Here is a 16915-nt window from a genome sequence, read left to right as displayed (position 1 = left end):
CTCCGAGTGCCGGCCACGATTTCGGCCGGTCGACTTTGTTGTCCAAAGTCAGGCTATGGAGGCCCGGTGTCATCTCCGTGAAGTTATGGTGACGCTTGGATGACAGCGCTCTGTGTCGCAAATCTGTCATCGGCGCAGGCTACGCTCGCGGGCTTGAATGCCCCTTGAGTCTGCGTCCATGGTCAGAGGCCTGCTGTGCGTTGTGCTGCTGTTCGTCACCGTTACCGCCCATGCCGAAGCCTGGCCCGATAAGGACTGGGCCAAGGGCACACCGCTCACGGGCCCCGCTGTGGATGCCTTGGAGGCCTACGCTTTCCCCGCTCGGGACGACGCCACCCGCCAAGGCATTCGCACCGACGCATTGCTGGTGATTCGTGACGGCGTGGTGGTCTATGAACGTTATGCCGCGCCCACCACCGCCAGCACGCCGCACCTCACCTGGTCCATCAGCAAAAGTCTGATGGCCACCGTGCTGGGCGTGGCCTACGGCGATAATCGCTTCAAGTTGACCGACCCGGTGGCGCGGTTTTACCCGCCGATGAAGCAGCACCCAACGGTGACCATGGCCGACCTGCTGCACTGGGCCTCGGGCCTGGACTGGCAGGAAGACTACGAATACGCGCCGCTGAAATCCTCAGTGGTGGCGATGCTCTACACCCGTGGCCGCGCCGATATGGCTGACTTTGCCGCGGATACGGAGGCGGCCAGCGCACCCGGCCAGGCCTTTCGTTACTCCAGCGGCGACACCAATATCCTGTCCGCCGCCCTCAAAGGCATGCTCGGCCTCAAGGCTTATATGAGTTACCCCTGGGACGCCCTGTTCAAGCCCTTGGGTATCCGCAGTGCCACGTGGGAAACCGACGCCGATGAAACCTTTGTCGCCTCGTCCTACGCCTACCTTACTGCCCGCGACCTGGCGCGCGTCGGCCTGCTCATGGCGCGGGATGGTCGTTGGGGGGATCAACAGTTGCTGCCAAAGGATTGGGTGACCTTCAATCGCCAGCCGTTCGATAAATACAAAGCCGGCCAGGACGAAGCCGTCCCCGGCGGCCACTGGTGGCTCAATCAAGGCACCCCACGGCCCTGGCCCGACGCTCCCGCCGATACCTTCGCCGCCCTCGGCCACTGGGGCCAGGCGCTGTACATGATGCCCGACGAACGCCTGGTGATCGTGCGTTATGGCGACGACCGCGACGGCAGCTACCGCCACAACGAACTGCTCAAGCGCGTGCTTGCGGCGGTGCAACCATGATCCGCCGTCGCCCGTTTACCAGCCTGTTTCTCCTGCTGCTTCTCGCTCTGCTGGGGTGGATCTGGCACGAGCGCGTCAACCTGCAAGCCTTCCCCGACATCATCGCGGCGTACACGGCCAAGGAATATTGCTCGTGCCGGTATGTGATGAATAATCCGGCGCAGTATTGCCTGGGGTATGTGACGCAGTACGTGCCCACCAGCGCGTTCAGCGATAACCCGGAGCGCAGTGAAGTGACTGCCAGCGGGTTGGGGCGTACCCATTCCGCACGCTGGCTGGGCGACCGCCAAGGTTGCCGCTTGAATCCTTGAAACACCCCAGAACCCCTGTGGGAGCGGGCTTGCTCGCGAATGCGGTGGATCAGTTACCTATACTTGGCTGACCCACTGTATTCGCGAGCAAGCCCGCTCCCACATTTGGATTTGCGCCGTTCATTCGATTGCGCTTAAGGTTCGTGCAGGTTTTTCGCCCTCCGAGTCTTTATGTTCAACGCTTCTCTATTCAAGCCGCTGGCTTTTTCACTGCTGGCCGCCGCTGCGGTGCCTGCCCACGCCGACTGGTACCTGGATAACGAATCCTCACGCCTGTCGTTCGTCACCACCAAAAACACCGAAATCGCCGAGGTCCAGCGCTTTCTGGTGCTGCACGGCAAGGTCGACGGCACGGGCGCGGCGCACGTGGAAGTGGAGCTGGAGTCGGTCAACAGCGGCATCCCGTTGCGCGATGAGCGCATGCGCAACCAGTTGTTCGAGATCAAGACCTTCCCCGAGGCGTTGATCAGCGCGCAGATCAATCTGCAACCGATCAATGACCTGGCCCCCGGCGCGCAGTTGGAGTTGCGCTTGCCGCTGAACGTCACCCTGCACGGCAAGACCCAGACCTACAGCGCCGAGCTACTTGCCACGCGCCTGGACGACCGCCGCTTCCAGATAGTGACCCTGGAGCCGGTGGTGCTGCATGCCGAGGATTTTGACCTCGCGCCAGGCGTGGCCACGCTGCGCAAGGCCGCAGGGCTTAAATCGATCAGTTTGTCGGTGCCGGTGGGTGCGGTGCTGATTTTCACGGCGCGCTGACATGGGGGGCGCGGTGTTTCCGTGGCGCAGCGCCAATCGGTTCGAGTTGCTTATCGACGGGCCGAGTTTCTTTCCGCAGATGTTGGTGGGCATAGCGCGGGCTGAGCGGCAGGTCGACCTGGAGTTGTACCTGGTGGAAGCCGGCGCCTGTGCCGAGGCCATGGTGCAGACGTTGGTGCTCGCCGCCGAGCGCGGCGTGCGGGTGCGTTGCCTGTTCGATGATTACGGCAGCCTGGCGTTTACCCTCGGGCTGCGCAAGCGCCTGACCGACGCCGGTGTGGAGCTGCGTTTCTACAACCGTCTGAGCTGGCGGCGCTGGATGCGCAATCTGTACCGTGATCACCGCAAGGTGTTGCTGATCGACCAGGGTATCGCGGTGGTCGGCGGCACCGGTGTAACGGATGAGTTCTGGACGCCGGGCCAGGACACCGCCGACTGGCATGAAGTGATGGTGCAGATCAGCGGCCCGCTGGTGCTGGACTGGCAGGCGCTGTTCGACCGTCAATGGCACGCCAACGCCGCCCGCCGCGAGTGGAAACCCGCCACCCATTTTGGCCTGCCGCGTTTGCCCAAGGTGCCCGCGACCGGGCCGGGCCTGGGGCGGGTTGCCTATGCCGACGCCCGTCAGCATCGCGACATCCTGCAATCGCTGATCCGCGCCTTGAACAGCAGCCAGCAACGTATCTGGCTGGCCACGCCGTACTTTCTGCCGACCTGGAGCGTGCGTCGCGCGTTACGTCGGGCGGCGGGGCGCGGTGTCGATGTCCGCCTGCTGCTCACCGGGCCACGCACCGATCACCCGTCCGTGCGTTATGCCGGGCACCGTTATTACCCGCGGTTGCTGCGTTCGGGGGTGCAGATTTTTGAATATCAACCGTGTTTCCTGCATTTGAAGATGGTGTTGGTGGACGACTGGGTGAGCATCGGCTCGTGCAACTTCGACCACTGGAATTTGCGCTTCAACCTGGAAGCCAACCTGGAAGCACTGGACCCCGAATTGGCGCTGGCGGTAGCGGGCAGTTTCGAGCGCGATTTTGCCCAGAGCCAGGCGGTGAGCCTGCAGGCATGGAAGTCGCGGCCGCTGTGGCGGCGGGTGAAGCAAAGGTTGTGGGGGTGGGTCGACAGGTTGGTGGTCAACCTGTTGGATCGGCGAGGGTAGGGTGCCCTCGCCTTTGGTTGCTTACGCGGTTTAGAACTGCAACGAATACTGCGCCGTGATGTTCTGGTCCCGTGAACGCTCGCCGCGCTGTTGGCTGAAAGCCAGGTCCAGCGCGCTGCTGCGGCTCAGGCGCGCGGTGGCGCCCAGCTCCAGTCGGGTGCTGAGCCGATCCAACGGGGCGCCGCTCACCTTGAAGGCGTCGCCGCCATCCCAGGCCACTTGAGTGGTCGATTGTCGGTCGCCGCCGGCATGGGTATAGGCCAGGCCGCCACGCAGGCTCAACCATGACGGGCCGGTCTGTGCCTGGGCCAGGTCGAGGTTCACGCGCACACCGCCAGTAGTCAGGTTGACGGTGTCTTTCGAGCGCTGGCCGCGCAGTGCCGCCATGCCGCCGCGTTCGGTGAAGCCGTCGTTGCGCTGTTGCACAGTGGCCAGTTGCAGGTAGGGCTGCCAATCCCAAAAACCGTGATTAAAGCGATAGTTGGCCTCGGCGAATGCCTGCACGGTACGGCTGGCGTAGTCGGCAGACAGCCGATTCTCCACGCCTGGAAAGCTGACTCGGCGCTTGGTTGCGATCTGATGCTGCGCGTAGGCGATGCCGCCGTACAGGCCCAGAGCGTCCCAGGTGTGCCCCACGTGCAGGCCCAATTGGTAGCTGTCGACACTCGCTTTGCCGCGAGCGCCGGCCTTCACTTCGCCGGTGCTGCTGCCCGCAACCACCCCCACGCGTGTGCCTTGTTCCAGCCGGTGATCGAACCCGACCAACAGGCCCGTGCTGCTGTGGGACGCGCGGGCGGTGTTGCTATCGCCTTGCAGCTGGCCGCTCTGGCGCGGCAGTTGCACCCAGGCGCCCTCGTTCAGTGCTTCGGCCTCGGCAGCGCTACGACCATGGGCGTTACGCTGCCGGTCGAGTACGGCTTCACGCACTACCCGGCTGTTTTCGATCAGTGCCGCTTGGGTACTGGCATGCAGCTCGCCGCTCAGTTGGTCCAGGGCCGAGGGGGCCTGCTCGGGGAACAGTGCGGTGAGGCGCTGCAGCAGCGGGGTCGGCGCGGCTTGAGCGTCGGCGGCCGTGGCGACGGCGCGTTGGTTGGCGGTGTTTGCCGCAGAAGCCAGTGGCCTTCCACGGACAAACTCGACCAGCAGGTTATTGGCTTGCTTGACTTGGGAAACGCTGAGGAAGGGCGAGAACTCTCGATGGTCGATCGCGGCAAACTCGCCGCTCACGGCACCTTTTGCCTGGAGGATGCTGTATTGCTGGCCCAATGGGTAGGTGCCGGGTTGTGCGCTCAGGTACAGCGTGCCGCCGTTGACAGTGGCCTGGTTATCGACCTGCAGTTTTGCCGGCCGGTCCTGGGCGACCAGCCCAGTCATCAAGGTGGCGCCGGGCGCTTGACGGTAGTCACCCTCGACGGCCAGGGAGCCGTTCAGGCGCAGAACGCCGCCTTCGAGGTTCACATCGCCCCTGAGGGTGTTATTGCCATTCAGCTCCAGAATGCCTGCGTTGAGCGTGGCCCCGGCAAAGCTGTTATTGCCGCTCAGGCGCAACCAGCCGGCGCCGCTTTTTTCCAGGCGCCCGGGGCCGCTGATGTCGTTGCGCCAGTCGTCCCATGCGCCGCCTTGCCATACCACCGCGCCGCCGGCGGGGCGGTCCATGTTGACCTGCGTGTCCACCCGCAGTTGGCCGGGCCCGTCGATGGCTTTTTTCAGGTCTACCAAGCCCCAGCCGTACACATCGTCGACGCCAGGCTCACCCAGGTCGGTGGCGGTGGTCAGCAGCACATCGCGAATTTGCGGGTTGTCGAGGTAAGGGAAGCGCTCGATCAGCAGAGCCAGCGCACCAGTTACGTGAGGCGCGGCGAAGGAGGTGCCGGAAGCGGTGAAGTCTGTAAATTCGGGTTTGTCGCCGGTCACTTTGAAACCGTCGGCGTCGCCTTCCTTACTATAGTGGGTTTCGGTGTTTATGGAGCCTGTGACCCAGGCCGAGGTGACGTCCGTTCCCGGCGACGCCAGGCACCAGTCCTTACTGAAGCCACAGCGGAACGAGCGATCGCTCAAGGTCAGCGCCTGATTGACGTTGACCACGCTCAACCAATAGCGCTCGAGTTCGGCGACCGCACGCGGCAGGCTGGGAAGAAACCCGGCAAAGGGTGCTGCTTGCGGCGTTGCGTTGGGGGTGAGTGTATTGCCCGCTGCCCATACTTGGAGTATCCCGTATTTGACGGTTGCGTCGGCGATGGCCTTTGGTTCGACATAGCCGCGGTTCAATTCCATGTCCAGCTCAGCTTCATCCGCCACTGGGTTGCGAGGCCCCCAGCTATGGTTGACCACTCGCACATTTTGCTCGTGCAGTTGGGCATAGGCGGCCTTGACTGCCTCCGGCGTAGGATTATCAATACTGTACGTTGGCACACCGGGGCCGTCCTGGTAAGTGTTGCTGAACCTGCGCAGCGCACTCAGGTTGGCTGCGAAGGCTACGCCATGGGCCCCGGCGCCATTTCGGTTGGCGAGTATGTTGGCGGCCACGAAGGTGCCATGCGAATCATAGCGGGCCCCTTGTTTTCTAAGGTAGGCATCCACTTGTTCGCGGGTGAAATCACCGTTGGCAATTCCCTCCTCCACTGCAAGCAAAGTCTCAGGCGGTAGTGTCTCAAGCAGCTCCACGGCGGAACGATCACCCTCACTGAAGAAGCAGCCACCGAACAGTACCGTATCGCTTTTGCATCCAGGGTCTGCCAGGCGCACGCCGGAATGCGGTTTGCCGGCAAACTCGTCATGGCGCAAGTCGGTGCCGGAATCGTAGACCCCCACGTTTACCCCGGCGCCACTCAACCCCCTGGCATAGGCGTAATCGGCACCGATGGCGCCCAGCCCCCAGCTTTTTTCGAACTCATCGCTGCGCCAGCTGGCGGCGTCGTAGAGCTTCCCCTGTTCGCTGTAACTCGCGGCTTCAACAGGTATGCCCGGCAAACTTCCGAGCATGCACAGCGCGAGCGCCTTTCGCTTGAACGATGAGTAAAAGGAGGCTTTGTTATTGGCCCATGGGGCGTTTTTCGTCGGCAACATAGTCCATCTGCACGTTGATTCAGGGCAGACAGGATGTGCGAGCAGGCGGGGGAAGGAATGTAGGGCGCGGCTGAGACAGGAGAGCGAAACTTGACTTTATGCCGACGGAGAAAACGTAAGGGCAAGCCCCAATGCCAGTCAGTTAAGGTTTTTTGTAGGAGCGATGTACGCTTAACTGACTGGCATTAGGGCAAGCCCCCTCTTCAACGCAAGAGGGGGCTGCGTGGCTTACAGCAACTCGAAAGTCTGCTGCTGCACATCCTGGGAATCCAGCCCGATCTGCACATTGAACTCGCCCGGTTCCGCGGCGAACTTGAGCTGGGTGTTGTAGAACTTCAAGTCGTCCTCGGTGATGGTGAAGTGCAGCGTGCGCTCCTCGCCAGCCTTGAGCATGATTTTCTGGAAGTTCTTCAGCTCCTTGATCGGGCGGATCATCGAGCCGGCCACGTCCTGGATATACAACTGCACGACCGTTTCACCGTCCATCTTGCCGGTGTTGGTCACCGTCACACTGGCGTCGAGCTTGCCGGTCTTGTTCAGAGTAGTGGACGACAGCGCCATGTCCGACAGGTTGAACGTGGTGTAGCTCAAGCCATACCCGAACGGAAACAGGGGGCCGGTGGTGTCGTCGAAGTACTGCGAGGTGTAGTTGCCCGGCTTGCCTGGGGTGAACGGCCGGCCGATGGTCAAGTGGTTGTAGTAGGTCGGAATCTGCCCCACCGAGCGTGGGAACGTGATCGGCAGCTTGCCCGACGGGTTGTAGTCGCCAAACAGCACGTCGGCGATGGCGTTGCCGCCTTCGGTGCCGGCGAACCAGGTCTCCAGGACCGCGTCCGCCTGTTGGTTCTCTTCAAGAATCGACAGCGGGCGGCCGTTCATCAGCACCAGTACCAGCGGCTTGCCGGTGGCTTTGAGGGCCTTGATCAGGTCGCGCTGGCTTTGCGGGATGTTCAGGTCGGTGCGGCTGGAGGATTCGTGGGACATGCCACGGGACTCACCCACGGCAGCCACCACCACATCGGCATCCCTGGCAGCCTTCACGGCCTCGTCGATCATCACTTGGGCAGGGCGGGTGTCATCCACCACTTCCGGGGCATCGAAGTTGAGGAAGTTAAGGTAGTCGACCACGGCCTTGTCGTTGGTGATATTGGCGCCTTGGGCATAAATGATCTTGCCTTTTTCGCCGATCACCGCGTTCAAGCCGTCGAGCAGGGTGACCGATTGTTCCGGTTTGCCGGCGGCGGCCCAACTGCCCATCATGTCGATCGGTGCCTTGGCCAGCGGGCCGACCAGGGCGATGGTCGCGGATTTTTTCAGCGGCAGGGTGTTGTTGCGGTTTTTCAGCAGGACCAGGCTGCGGCGTGCGATGTCGCGCGCCTCGCTGCGATGCAGGCGGCTTTCGGCGTAGGTGTCGGCCGGATCATCCTCGGCCTTGCCGATGCGCAGGTACGGGTCCTTGAACAGGCCCATGTCGTACTTGGCGCCGAGCACTTCGCCCACGGCATTGTCAATGTCGCTCTGCTCGATCTCTCCGGATTTGAGCAGGCCGGGCAATTCCTTGCCGTACAGCGAGTCGTTCATGCTCATGTCGATGCCGGCCTTGATCGCCAGCTTGGCGGCTTCACGCCCGTCCTTGGCCACGCCATGCTTGATCAGCTCGAAGATCGCGCCATGGTCGCTCACGGCCAGGCCCTTGAAGCCCCAGTCCTTGCGCAACAGGTCGTTCATCAGCCAGGTGTTGGCGGTGGCGGGCACGCCGTTGATCGAGTTGAGCGCCACCATCACGCCGCCGGAGCCGGCCTTGATTGCCGCGTGGTACGGCGGCAGGTAGTCCTGGTACATCTTGACCGGGCTCATGTCGACCACGTTGTAGTCACGCCCGCCTTCCACCGCGCCATACAGGGCGAAGTGCTTGACGCTGGCCATGATGCTGTCGGCATTCGCGGCGCTCACGCCCTGGAAAGCCTTGACCATCACTTCGGCAATCCGCGAGACCAGGTACGTGTCTTCACCGAAACCTTCGGAAGTGCGGCCCCAGCGTGGGTCGCGGGAGATGTCGACCATCGGCGCGAAGGTGATGTCGAGGCTGTCGGCGGCGGCTTCCTGGGCGGCGATGCGCCCGGAGCGGCCGATGGCGTCCATGTCCCAGCTGGACGCCAGGGCCAGGCTGATCGGAAAAATCGTGCGGTGGCCGTGGATCACGTCATAGGCGAAGAACATCGGGATCTTCAGCCGGCTGCGCATGGCCGCGTCCTGCATCGGACGGTTTTCCGGGCGGGTGATGGAGTTGAACGTGCCGCCGATGCGGCCGGCGGCGATTTCCTTGCGGATCAGCTCGCGGGGCATCTCGGGGCCGATGCTGATCAGGCGCAACTGGCCGATCTTTTCGTCCAGGGTCATCTGCTTGAGCAGGTCGCTGACAAAGGCGTCCTTGTCTTTAAGCGCGACAGGCTTTGTTTCTGCCCATACGGGCTGGGTGGCCAGAGTGGCAACAAGGCCGAGCAAGCACAGCTTCTTCATGAATATCCTTTTTCGGCTCATTGCACAGCGATGAGGCTGATCGGCCAAAATGTGGGGAGCGTCTATTGTTGTTCGGGTGTTGTTCAGATAAATGCAGCACACTCTGAACTCTTTTTCGCGCTGGGCATCTTTGTAGCTGATTGGCTCGACGCAATCCAGTGGTGGCGGATTATGCCCCAAGCGCGTGGTTTATAGGGTTAGTCGTCAAATTCCATCAAGATTGGGCAGGAGAAACACCATGCAAGCAGCACAAGGTTACCGCTGGGGCTTGAAAGCCGCGGCTTTGCTATTGATCAGCACGGTGCTGAGCGGTTGCGGGATCAACAACATTCCCACCCTGGATGAACAGGCCAAGGCCGCCTGGGGCCAGGTGCAGAACCAGTACCAGCGCCGCGCCGACCTGATCCCCAACCTGGTGGAGGTGGTCAAGGGCTACGCCGCCCATGAGCAAGACACCCTCACCGCCGTGATTGAAGCGCGGGCCAAGGCCACCTCGATCCAGGTGGATGCCAGCACCCTCGACAACCCGGAAAAACTCAAGCAGTTCCAGCAAGCCCAGGACGGCTTGAGCGGTGCACTCAGCCGCTTGATGGTGGTGTCCGAGCGCTACCCGGACCTGAAGGCCAACCAGAACTTCCTGGCCCTGCAGTCGCAGCTGGAAGGCACCGAAAACCGTATCGCCGTGGCCCGCCGCGACTTTATCCAGGCGGTGCAGGCCTACAACACCGAGATCCGCACCTTTCCCGGTCGTCTGTGGCACAGCGTGATGTACAGCGACCTGCCGATTCGCGCCACGTTTGAAGCCACCAGTGCCGATGCCGATAAAGCGCCGCAAGTGAAGTTCAAATAAGGCTGCATTGAGGTGTCGATGCGTTTATTAAGGATAGGCCTGGCGCTGTGGCTGTTGGCCTGCGTGGGCGTGGCCCAGGCGGCGCTGACCTTACCGGCGCTGACCGGGCGGGTGGTGGATAACGCCCAAATGCTGGACGAAGCAACGCGCCAGCGGCTGACGCAACAGTTGCAGGCGCTGGAGCAGACCACCGGCAACCAGGTCGTGGTGGTCACCGTGCCCGATTTGCAGGGGGTGCCGATTGAGGACTTCGGTTATCAATTGGGCCGCCACTGGGGTATCGGCCAGAAGGGCAAGGACAACGGCGCGCTGTTGATCGTCGCCCGCGATGAGCGCAAATTGCGCATCGAAGTCGGCTACGGCCTGGAAGGCGTGCTCACCGATGCGCAGTCGTGGGTGATCATCAACCAGGTGATTGCGCCCAAGTTCAAGGCCGGCAATTTCAGCCAGGGCATCAGCGACGGCGTGGCGGCGATGGTGCAGGTGGTGGGCGGCGAGCCATTGGCGGTGCCGGCCCATGTGGCGGACGCCAACTTTGCCAAGGATAATCCCGGATTTTCCATTGGCCTGTTTATCCTGTTGATCGGCGTGTTGTGGCTGTGCAATCGCATGGGGCTGCCGGTCGGCGCGATCCTGCTGGCGATTCTCAGCAGCAGCGGGCGCGGCGGCGGAGGCGGGGGAGGTGGCGGCGGTTTCCGGGGCGGCGGTGGCGGCTTCGGCGGCGGCGGGGCTTCGGGCGGGTGGTGATGACAATAATCAGAGAGCAACTACAACCATGGCATTACTGACTGAACACGAGCAGCGCCAAGTCGCCGAAGCGATCGCCCGCGTGGAAAAAACCACCGACGCGGAACTGGTGACCGTATTGGCCGCCCGCGCGGATGACTACGCCTACATCCCGCTGTTGTGGGCCAGCCTGATCGCGTTGGTGGTGCCGGGTGTGGTGCATTACTTGTCGGGTTACCTGACCATGTACACCTTGCTGCTGGCGCAATGGGCGACGTTCATCGTGTTGTGCCTGGTGTTCCGCTTGCCCAAGGTCACTACGCGGTTGATCCCCCGCTCGGTGCGTCATTGGCGGGCATCCAACCTGGCGCGGCGGCAGTTCCTGGAGCAGAACCTGCACCACACCGTGGGCAGTACCGGGGTGCTGATTTTTGTCAGCGAGGCTGAGCGGTATGTGGAGATTCTGGTGGATAACGGCATCTCCGCGCGCCTGGATGACAGTTGCTGGGATGCGATCGTCAAGGCGTTTACCCAGCAGGTGAAACAGGGGCAGACGCTGGCCGGGTTTATCAGTTGCATTGAAGCCTGCGGCGAGTTGTTGAAGGTGCATGTGCCGGTGACGCAGGCGCGTAATGAGCTGCCCAATCGGCTGGTTGTACTCGAATAGCCGAAACAACACTGCACCAACCTGTGGGAGCGGGCTTGCTCGCGAATGCGGTGTGTCAGATACAAGTTCTTTAACTGACACACCGCATTCGCGAGCAAGTCGAATCGTCGCACCGCCGCACCCACATTGGGTTCTCTGCAGGCCAATCGGGTTACCGTTGATCAAATAACCCCGTGCCCAAAACCCCCATCCCCCCTAAAATGCCCTGCATTCCCTGCCCGAGGCGTTTTTGTTCATGTCTGTCACCGCTCAACCGGATCATCACGCCCAGTTCATCGAACTGCTCAGCGCAAGCCTCGCGCAGAACGCCTTCATCAAACTGGTGCTGGCCAAGTACGTGGGTACCGAGGCCGAGTTGCAGCGGCTGATCATCAAGCCTGTGACGGTCAAGGAGCAGCCATGCCTGTCCTTCGTCTATCGCTACAAGACCCGCGACATCACCAAGAACTTTCCTGTGGCAGAAGGCGTGGCGGTGATTGCCGAACTGCTGCCGGCTCAGTTCAAGAACGCGCACCTGCTGTCGCTGACCGACGAAGCCCAGCTCGAATACAGCAAGAAGAACAAAAGCTCGCTGTTCAAAAGCAAACCGCAGCAACTGCGCGAAGCGCCTTCGGCCGAGCATAACCGCGAGAAGCATCGTTTTCTCGACCTGAGCCGGCCGTTCCTCGCTGACCTGGGCGTGACCGATGCCAGGCAGGCGCTGATCCCGTCGATGTCGCGCAAGTGGAAGCAGATCAACAAGTTCATCGAAGTGTTCAGCCATGCGCTGACCTCGTCACCCTTGAAGCTGGATCAACCGGTGCGCGTGGCCGACTTTGGCTCGGGCAAGGGTTACCTGACGTTCGCCATCCACGACTACCTGCGCAACACCCTCAAGGCCGAAGCCGAAGTGACCGGTGTTGAATTGCGCGAAGACATGGTGACCCTGTGCAACACCGCCGCCGCCCGCCTGGAACATCCGGGGCTGGTGTTCAAATGCGGCGATGTGCGCAGTGTGGCGCCGAGCGAGTTGGACGTGATGATCGCCCTGCATGCCTGCGACATTGCTACGGACTATGCGATTCACACCGGCATTCGCTCCGGCGCGTCGATCATCCTGTGCTCGCCGTGCTGCCATAAGCAGATCCGCCTGCAGATCCAGAGCCCGGTGCTGCTCAAGCCAATGCTGCAATACGGCCTGCACCTGGGCCAGCAGGCGGAGATGGTCACTGACAGCCTGCGCGCGTTGTTCCTCGAAGCCTGCGGTTACGAGACCAAGGTGTTCGAGTTCATCTCGCTGGAACACACCAACAAGAACAAGATGATCCTCGCGGTCAAGCGCGCCGAGCCTTTGGACAGCGCGCAGTTGGTGGAGAAAATCCAGGAGCTGAAGGCGTTCTACCACATCACCGAGCACTGCCTGGAAACCCTGCTGCGCGCCGATGGCTACCTGACCTGAGAGCCGACGCGGTCGCTGTGGGAGCTGGCTTGCCTGCGATGACGGTGGTGACTGACACGCCGCTATCGCAGGCAAGCCAGCTCCCACAGTTGAACGGCGTCGCCCATAGATTCAGTGTTCGACGGGTACGGACAGTGCCGGATTGCCCAATGGATGCGTACGCGCCGCAAAGAACTTCAGTTCCACCCCCGTGCCATCAAACAGCTGGGAATATCGGCGCTTCTGCTGGCGAATAAACCCGTCGCTGCGCCCCGACACCGAAATCGCCAGGGTCGACGGCCGGGCCTGGCGAATCGCATCCACCAAGTGTGCGTCCTGCGGCCCAAGACCATGGCCGAAGATGCACAGCGTGCCTTTGTGGTTCAGCAGCTGTTCATAGCAGAACGACAGATAATCCGAACTGCGGATGGTCTTGAGCTTTTCCTCAACCTTGCCCTCGCTGACAAACAACGGCACATCGTCCAGGGTTTTGATGGTGTTGTTGATGGCAAAACTGCTGAGCAAGGTGCTGTTGGTGGTCGGCAATTTGCGCGCGGTGCCGTCGAGGTTACGCACCAGGTGCAGGCCGCCGTGCAGGTAGAGAATACGCGTGGCGCTTGTGCGAGTGTCGCGCAGGTCGAAGCTGGCGTCGGCGCTGCGGAACAGGTCGTCGATGCCCGGTGCGTGCAGGATCGCCCAATAATTGAGCAGGTCGTAATTGCTGGTGAATACCGTGGGGTAATTCATCAGTTCGCTGCTGATGGTCGCCAAGGTCGAGGGCTGCACCAGGCGCCATGGGATGTGCACGGCATGGATGGTGTTGATCAGGGCTTCCTTGATTGCATAGTAGCGATTGCGCGGCGCCGCCGAACTGACTGCCAGGGCCTTGTTGACCCGGTTGGTGGTCTTCAGCGCGCCCAGCGCTTGTTCGAAACTGCGGGTTTGCAAGGCGTCGAACACGCTGAGTTCGGATTGGCTCAGGGGTTTTTCTTCGACGGTGCGTGCGTTTTCGAACAGTGAGTCGTAGGCAAAGTCTTCCCAAATCGTACGGCTGGCGCCGTTGCCGATCAGAATCCCGTTGAAGTCGAGGGTCGCACGCACTGCGCTCCAGTCTTCAAGGTGGGCGTCAATATCCTGGAAATCCTTCATTGGTGCGGTTCTACTCGAAATCGGCTGAGCGGTGACTTTATCACGGCCAGGCGTTGATCCTGATCAAGATGCCGCATGCGTCATCGGTTGATTCTGTGGGCATAACGCCTCTGAGGATTCGCCATGAGCAGCACCTTCTTCATTCCCGCCGTGAATATCATGGGCACCGATTGCCTCGACGAAGCCATGATCGCCATTCGTAACTACGGTTTTCGCAAGGCGCTGATCGTCACCGACGCCGGTCTGGCCAAGGCCGGTGTAGCGAGCATGATTGCCGAGAAACTGGCGATGCAGGACATCGACTCGGTGATCTACGACGGCGCCAAGCCCAATCCCAATGTGGACAACGTCGAGAAAGGCCTGGCGCTGTTGCAGCAGAGCGACTGTGACTTCGTAGTGTCCCTGGGCGGCGGTTCGCCTCACGACTGCGCCAAGGGCATCGCCCTGTGCGCCACCAACGGCGGTCATATCGGCGACTATGAAGGCGTCGACCAATCGAGCAAACCGCAACTGCCGCTGGTGGCCATCAACACCACCGCCGGCACCGCCAGCGAGATGACCCGTTTCTGCATCATCACCGACGAAAGCCGCCACGTGAAAATGGCCATCGTCGACCGCAACGTCACGCCGCTGCTGTCGGTCAACGACCCGAGCCTGATGGTGGGCATGCCCAAGGGCCTCACTGCCGCCACCGGCATGGACGCGCTGACCCATGCCATCGAAGCCTACGTATCCACCGCCGCCACACCCATCACCGATGCCTGCGCAATCAAGGCCATCGAACTGATCAGCGCCAACCTGCGCCTGGCCGTTCGCGATGGCAGCGACAAGGCCGCGCGGGAGAATATGGCCTACGCGCAGTTTCTTGCCGGGATGGCGTTCAACAATGCGTCCCTGGGTTTCGTGCACGCCATGGCGCACCAACTGGGTGGTTTCTACGACCTGCCCCACGGCGTGTGCAACGCAGTGTTGCTGCCCCACGTGCAAAGCTTCAACGCCAGCGTCAGCGCCAAACGCCTGAGCGATGTGGGCCGCGCGCTGGGCGCCGACATCAAGGGCAACACTGACGAAGAGGGCGCCCAGGCGGCCATCGCGGCCATTCGCAGCCTGGCCCATGACGTTGAGATTCCCGCCGGGTTGCGCGAGTTGGGCGCCAAGTTGCAAGACATTCCACTGCTGGCAACCAATGCGCTGAAGGATGCGTGCGGGCTGACCAACCCGCGCAGGGCGGATCAGCGTCAGATCGAGGAGATCTTTCGCAACGCGTTCTGAATGGGGCAGTTGTGAGCTGCAAGCGGTAAGCTACAAGCTGAACTGCATTCAACTTGAGCTTTAAGCTTGCGGCTTGCCGCTGAGGTCCCTTAATGAGAGTTCTGTTATTCGGCGCCACCGGCATGGTCGGCCAGGGTGTTCTACGCGAGTGCCTGCAGGCCGTCGACGTTCAGGAGATCGTCACCGTTGGCCGCACGCCGTTGACCCTGGAGCACGGTAAGCTGCACCAGGTGTTGCACAGCGACATGCTGGATTTCCAACCGCTGGAAAACCTGCTGCAAGGCTTTGATGCGTGTTTTTTTTGCCTCGGTGTTTCGTCGGCGGGGATGAATGAAGCCCGGTACACCCACCTCACGTATGACCTCACCCTCGTTGCCGCCAGCACCCTGGCGCGGCTCAACCCGCAGATGACGTTTGTCTATGTTTCCGGCGCGGGCACCGACAGTTCCGAGGCGGGCAAATCGATGTGGGCGCGGGTCAAGGGCAAGACGGAGAACGCCTTGTTGCGCCTGCCGTTCAAGGCGGTTTACCTGTTTCGCCCGGGGCTGATTCAGCCGTTGCACGGTGTGCGTTCGAAGACGCCGTTGTACCGGCTCTTTTATTGCGTGCTTGGGCCATTGCTGTCGTTGGTACGTCGGGTAAACCCGGATTGGGTGGTGAGCACCGAGACGGTGGGCCGGGCGATGTTGCAGGTTGTAAGCCACGGCGCGCCGCAGCCGGTGGTGGAACAGGCGCAGATCAATCGCTTGGCCAATGAGCGTCGCTGATGCTGCACAAGAGCCTGGTGCGTCGCCTGGACCTGATCACGCTGCAGCTGTTCGTCGCGGTGTTCGAGGAGGGCACGCTGACCCGCGCTGCCAACCGTGAGGCGATTGCCGTGTCGGCTGCCAGCAAGCGCCTGATGGAGCTTGAGCAGGTGCTGGGCGTGAGCCTGTTCGTGCGCCGGGCCAAGGGCATGGACCTGACGGCCGCCGGTGAAACCTTGCTGCACCATGCGCGGCAGATGCTGTTCAACGTCGAGAAGATGGGGTTGGAGCTGGGCGAACACAGCCACGGCGTGCGCGGGTATGTGCGGATGCTGGCCAATCTGTCGGCGATCATTCAGTTTCTTCCCGAGGACCTGCGGGATTTTTCCGAGTTGCATCCCGAGGTGAAAACCGATTTGGAGGAGCGCCCCAGCAATGGCGTGGTGCAGGGTGTTCTGGATGGGGTGGCGGACCTCGGGATCTGCTCCAGTGACACCGACACCAAAGGCCTGCCGGGCGTGACCTATCGCCACGACAAACTGGTGGTACTGATGCCGGCGGATCACCCGCTGGCGGCGCGCGAAAGCCTGGCTTTTGCCGAAACCCTGGGCAGCGATTACGTCGGCCTGCACGCCGCCAGCTCCATTAATATGCGCACCCACGCCGCCGCGCGCGAGGCCGGCAGGATGCTGCGCCTGCGCATTCATGTGCCGGGGTTCGATGCCATGTGCCGGATGGTCCAGGCCCATATGGGCATCGGGATCTTGCCCCATAAGGCGTATGAGTTGTTTGGTCGCGCGCTGGGCTTGCATGCCGTGCCCTTGACGGATGCCTGGTCGGATCGCAGCTTGATCCTCGTGGTGCGCGATGAAGCGTTGCTGTCGCCCGTCAGTCGATTGCTGTTCGACTACCTGAGAATGGCCGCGCCTGTTCTAGAGCGACCCGAAAGCCTGGTCTGACAGATTATTCCTTGATCGTTCGCGTTTCGCGAACGCTCCTTGCCAACTGACGGTTGGAT

General features: G+C 61.9%; 14 protein-coding genes. 11 read left to right on the top strand and 3 right to left on the bottom strand.

Translation table 11 applies throughout. The features are described 5' to 3' along the window. Window positions 1-178 precede the first annotated feature (178 nt). The 4 genes from ACLH0H_RS02170 (at window position 179) to ACLH0H_RS02155 (ending at window position 3484) form a co-directional block, all read left to right on the top strand. Window positions 179-1252: a serine hydrolase domain-containing protein gene (locus tag ACLH0H_RS02170; RefSeq protein ID WP_411382487.1), complete on the top strand. Its 1074-nt coding sequence runs from the start codon at window positions 179-181 to the stop codon at window positions 1250-1252. Next, complete coding sequence (locus ACLH0H_RS02165; RefSeq protein WP_411380796.1) at window positions 1249-1563, top strand: amidase; 315 nt, start codon at window positions 1249-1251, stop codon at window positions 1561-1563. Before ACLH0H_RS02170 ends, ACLH0H_RS02165 begins: the two co-directional genes overlap by 4 nt. 171 nt (window positions 1564-1734) lie before the next feature. Further along, a complete protein-coding gene (locus tag ACLH0H_RS02160; RefSeq protein ID WP_411380795.1) occupies window positions 1735-2325 on the top strand; it encodes a YceI family protein in 591 nt (196 codons plus the stop codon). Between the two features lies 1 nt (window position 2326). Then, window positions 2327-3484 (top strand): phospholipase D-like domain-containing protein, encoded by a 1158-nt coding sequence (locus ACLH0H_RS02155; protein WP_411380794.1) that lies wholly within the window; start codon window positions 2327-2329, stop codon window positions 3482-3484. 30 nt (window positions 3485-3514) lie between these two features. Here the strand turns inward: ACLH0H_RS02155 and ACLH0H_RS02150 are convergent, their stop codons facing one another. Then, window positions 3515-6466 (bottom strand): autotransporter domain-containing protein, encoded by a 2952-nt coding sequence (locus ACLH0H_RS02150; RefSeq protein WP_411380793.1) that lies wholly within the window; start codon window positions 6464-6466, stop codon window positions 3515-3517. A gap of 312 nt (window positions 6467-6778) precedes the next feature. After that, window positions 6779-9070 (bottom strand): beta-glucosidase BglX, encoded by a 2292-nt coding sequence (bglX, locus tag ACLH0H_RS02145; RefSeq protein WP_411380792.1) that lies wholly within the window; start codon window positions 9068-9070, stop codon window positions 6779-6781. A 238-nt stretch (window positions 9071-9308) separates the two neighbouring features. Here bglX and ACLH0H_RS02140 point away from each other — a divergent pair, with 238 nt between their 5' ends. The 4 genes from ACLH0H_RS02140 to ACLH0H_RS02125 all read left to right on the top strand — a co-directional run bounded on the left by ACLH0H_RS02140 (window position 9309) and on the right by ACLH0H_RS02125 (window position 12751). Further along, on the top strand, window positions 9309-9920 hold the full coding sequence (locus ACLH0H_RS02140; RefSeq protein WP_010212287.1) for a LemA family protein: 612 nt from the start codon (window positions 9309-9311) through the stop codon (window positions 9918-9920). 18 nt (window positions 9921-9938) lie between these two features. Beyond that, window positions 9939-10667 carry a TPM domain-containing protein gene (locus tag ACLH0H_RS02135; protein ID WP_411380791.1) on the top strand — a complete coding sequence of 243 codons (729 nt, stop codon included), beginning with the start codon at window positions 9939-9941 and terminating at the stop codon, window positions 10665-10667. 28 nt (window positions 10668-10695) lie between these two features. Then, window positions 10696-11313 (top strand): TPM domain-containing protein, encoded by a 618-nt coding sequence (locus tag ACLH0H_RS02130; RefSeq protein ID WP_411380790.1) that lies wholly within the window; start codon window positions 10696-10698, stop codon window positions 11311-11313. Window positions 11314-11548: 235 nt separating this feature from the next. Continuing rightward, on the top strand, window positions 11549-12751 hold the full coding sequence (locus ACLH0H_RS02125) for a class I SAM-dependent methyltransferase (RefSeq protein ID WP_411380789.1): 1203 nt from the start codon (window positions 11549-11551) through the stop codon (window positions 12749-12751). Window positions 12752-12862: 111 nt separating this feature from the next. Here the strand turns inward: ACLH0H_RS02125 and ACLH0H_RS02120 are convergent, their stop codons facing one another. Beyond that, window positions 12863-13879 carry a DUF4917 family protein gene (locus tag ACLH0H_RS02120; RefSeq protein ID WP_411380788.1) on the bottom strand — a complete coding sequence of 339 codons (1017 nt, stop codon included), beginning with the start codon at window positions 13877-13879 and terminating at the stop codon, window positions 12863-12865. 123 nt (window positions 13880-14002) lie between these two features. On the opposite strand from ACLH0H_RS02120, the gene yiaY reads away from it, so the two are divergent. The 3 genes from yiaY to ACLH0H_RS02105 all read left to right on the top strand — a co-directional run bounded on the left by yiaY (window position 14003) and on the right by ACLH0H_RS02105 (window position 16856). Next, the gene (gene yiaY, locus ACLH0H_RS02115; RefSeq protein WP_411380787.1) at window positions 14003-15151 is read left to right on the top strand and encodes an L-threonine dehydrogenase; all 1149 of its coding nucleotides are present in this window, start codon (window positions 14003-14005) and stop codon (window positions 15149-15151) included. 92 nt (window positions 15152-15243) lie between these two features. Next, on the top strand, window positions 15244-15918 hold the full coding sequence (locus ACLH0H_RS02110) for an NAD-dependent epimerase/dehydratase family protein (protein WP_411380786.1): 675 nt from the start codon (window positions 15244-15246) through the stop codon (window positions 15916-15918). Then, window positions 15918-16856, top strand: coding sequence for a LysR family transcriptional regulator (locus tag ACLH0H_RS02105; protein WP_411380785.1), 939 nt, complete (start codon window positions 15918-15920; stop codon window positions 16854-16856). The genes ACLH0H_RS02110 and ACLH0H_RS02105 overlap by 1 nt, the downstream gene beginning before the upstream one ends. Window positions 16857-16915 lie beyond the last annotated feature (59 nt).

Origin of the sequence: Pseudomonas sp. MPB26, from assembly GCF_046605355.1 — a bacterium.
GTDB lineage: Bacteria > Pseudomonadota > Gammaproteobacteria > Pseudomonadales > Pseudomonadaceae > Aquipseudomonas > Aquipseudomonas cedrina.
The sequence above is the reverse complement of the archived record's forward strand: the minus strand, read 5'-3'. Positions and strand labels throughout refer to the sequence as shown.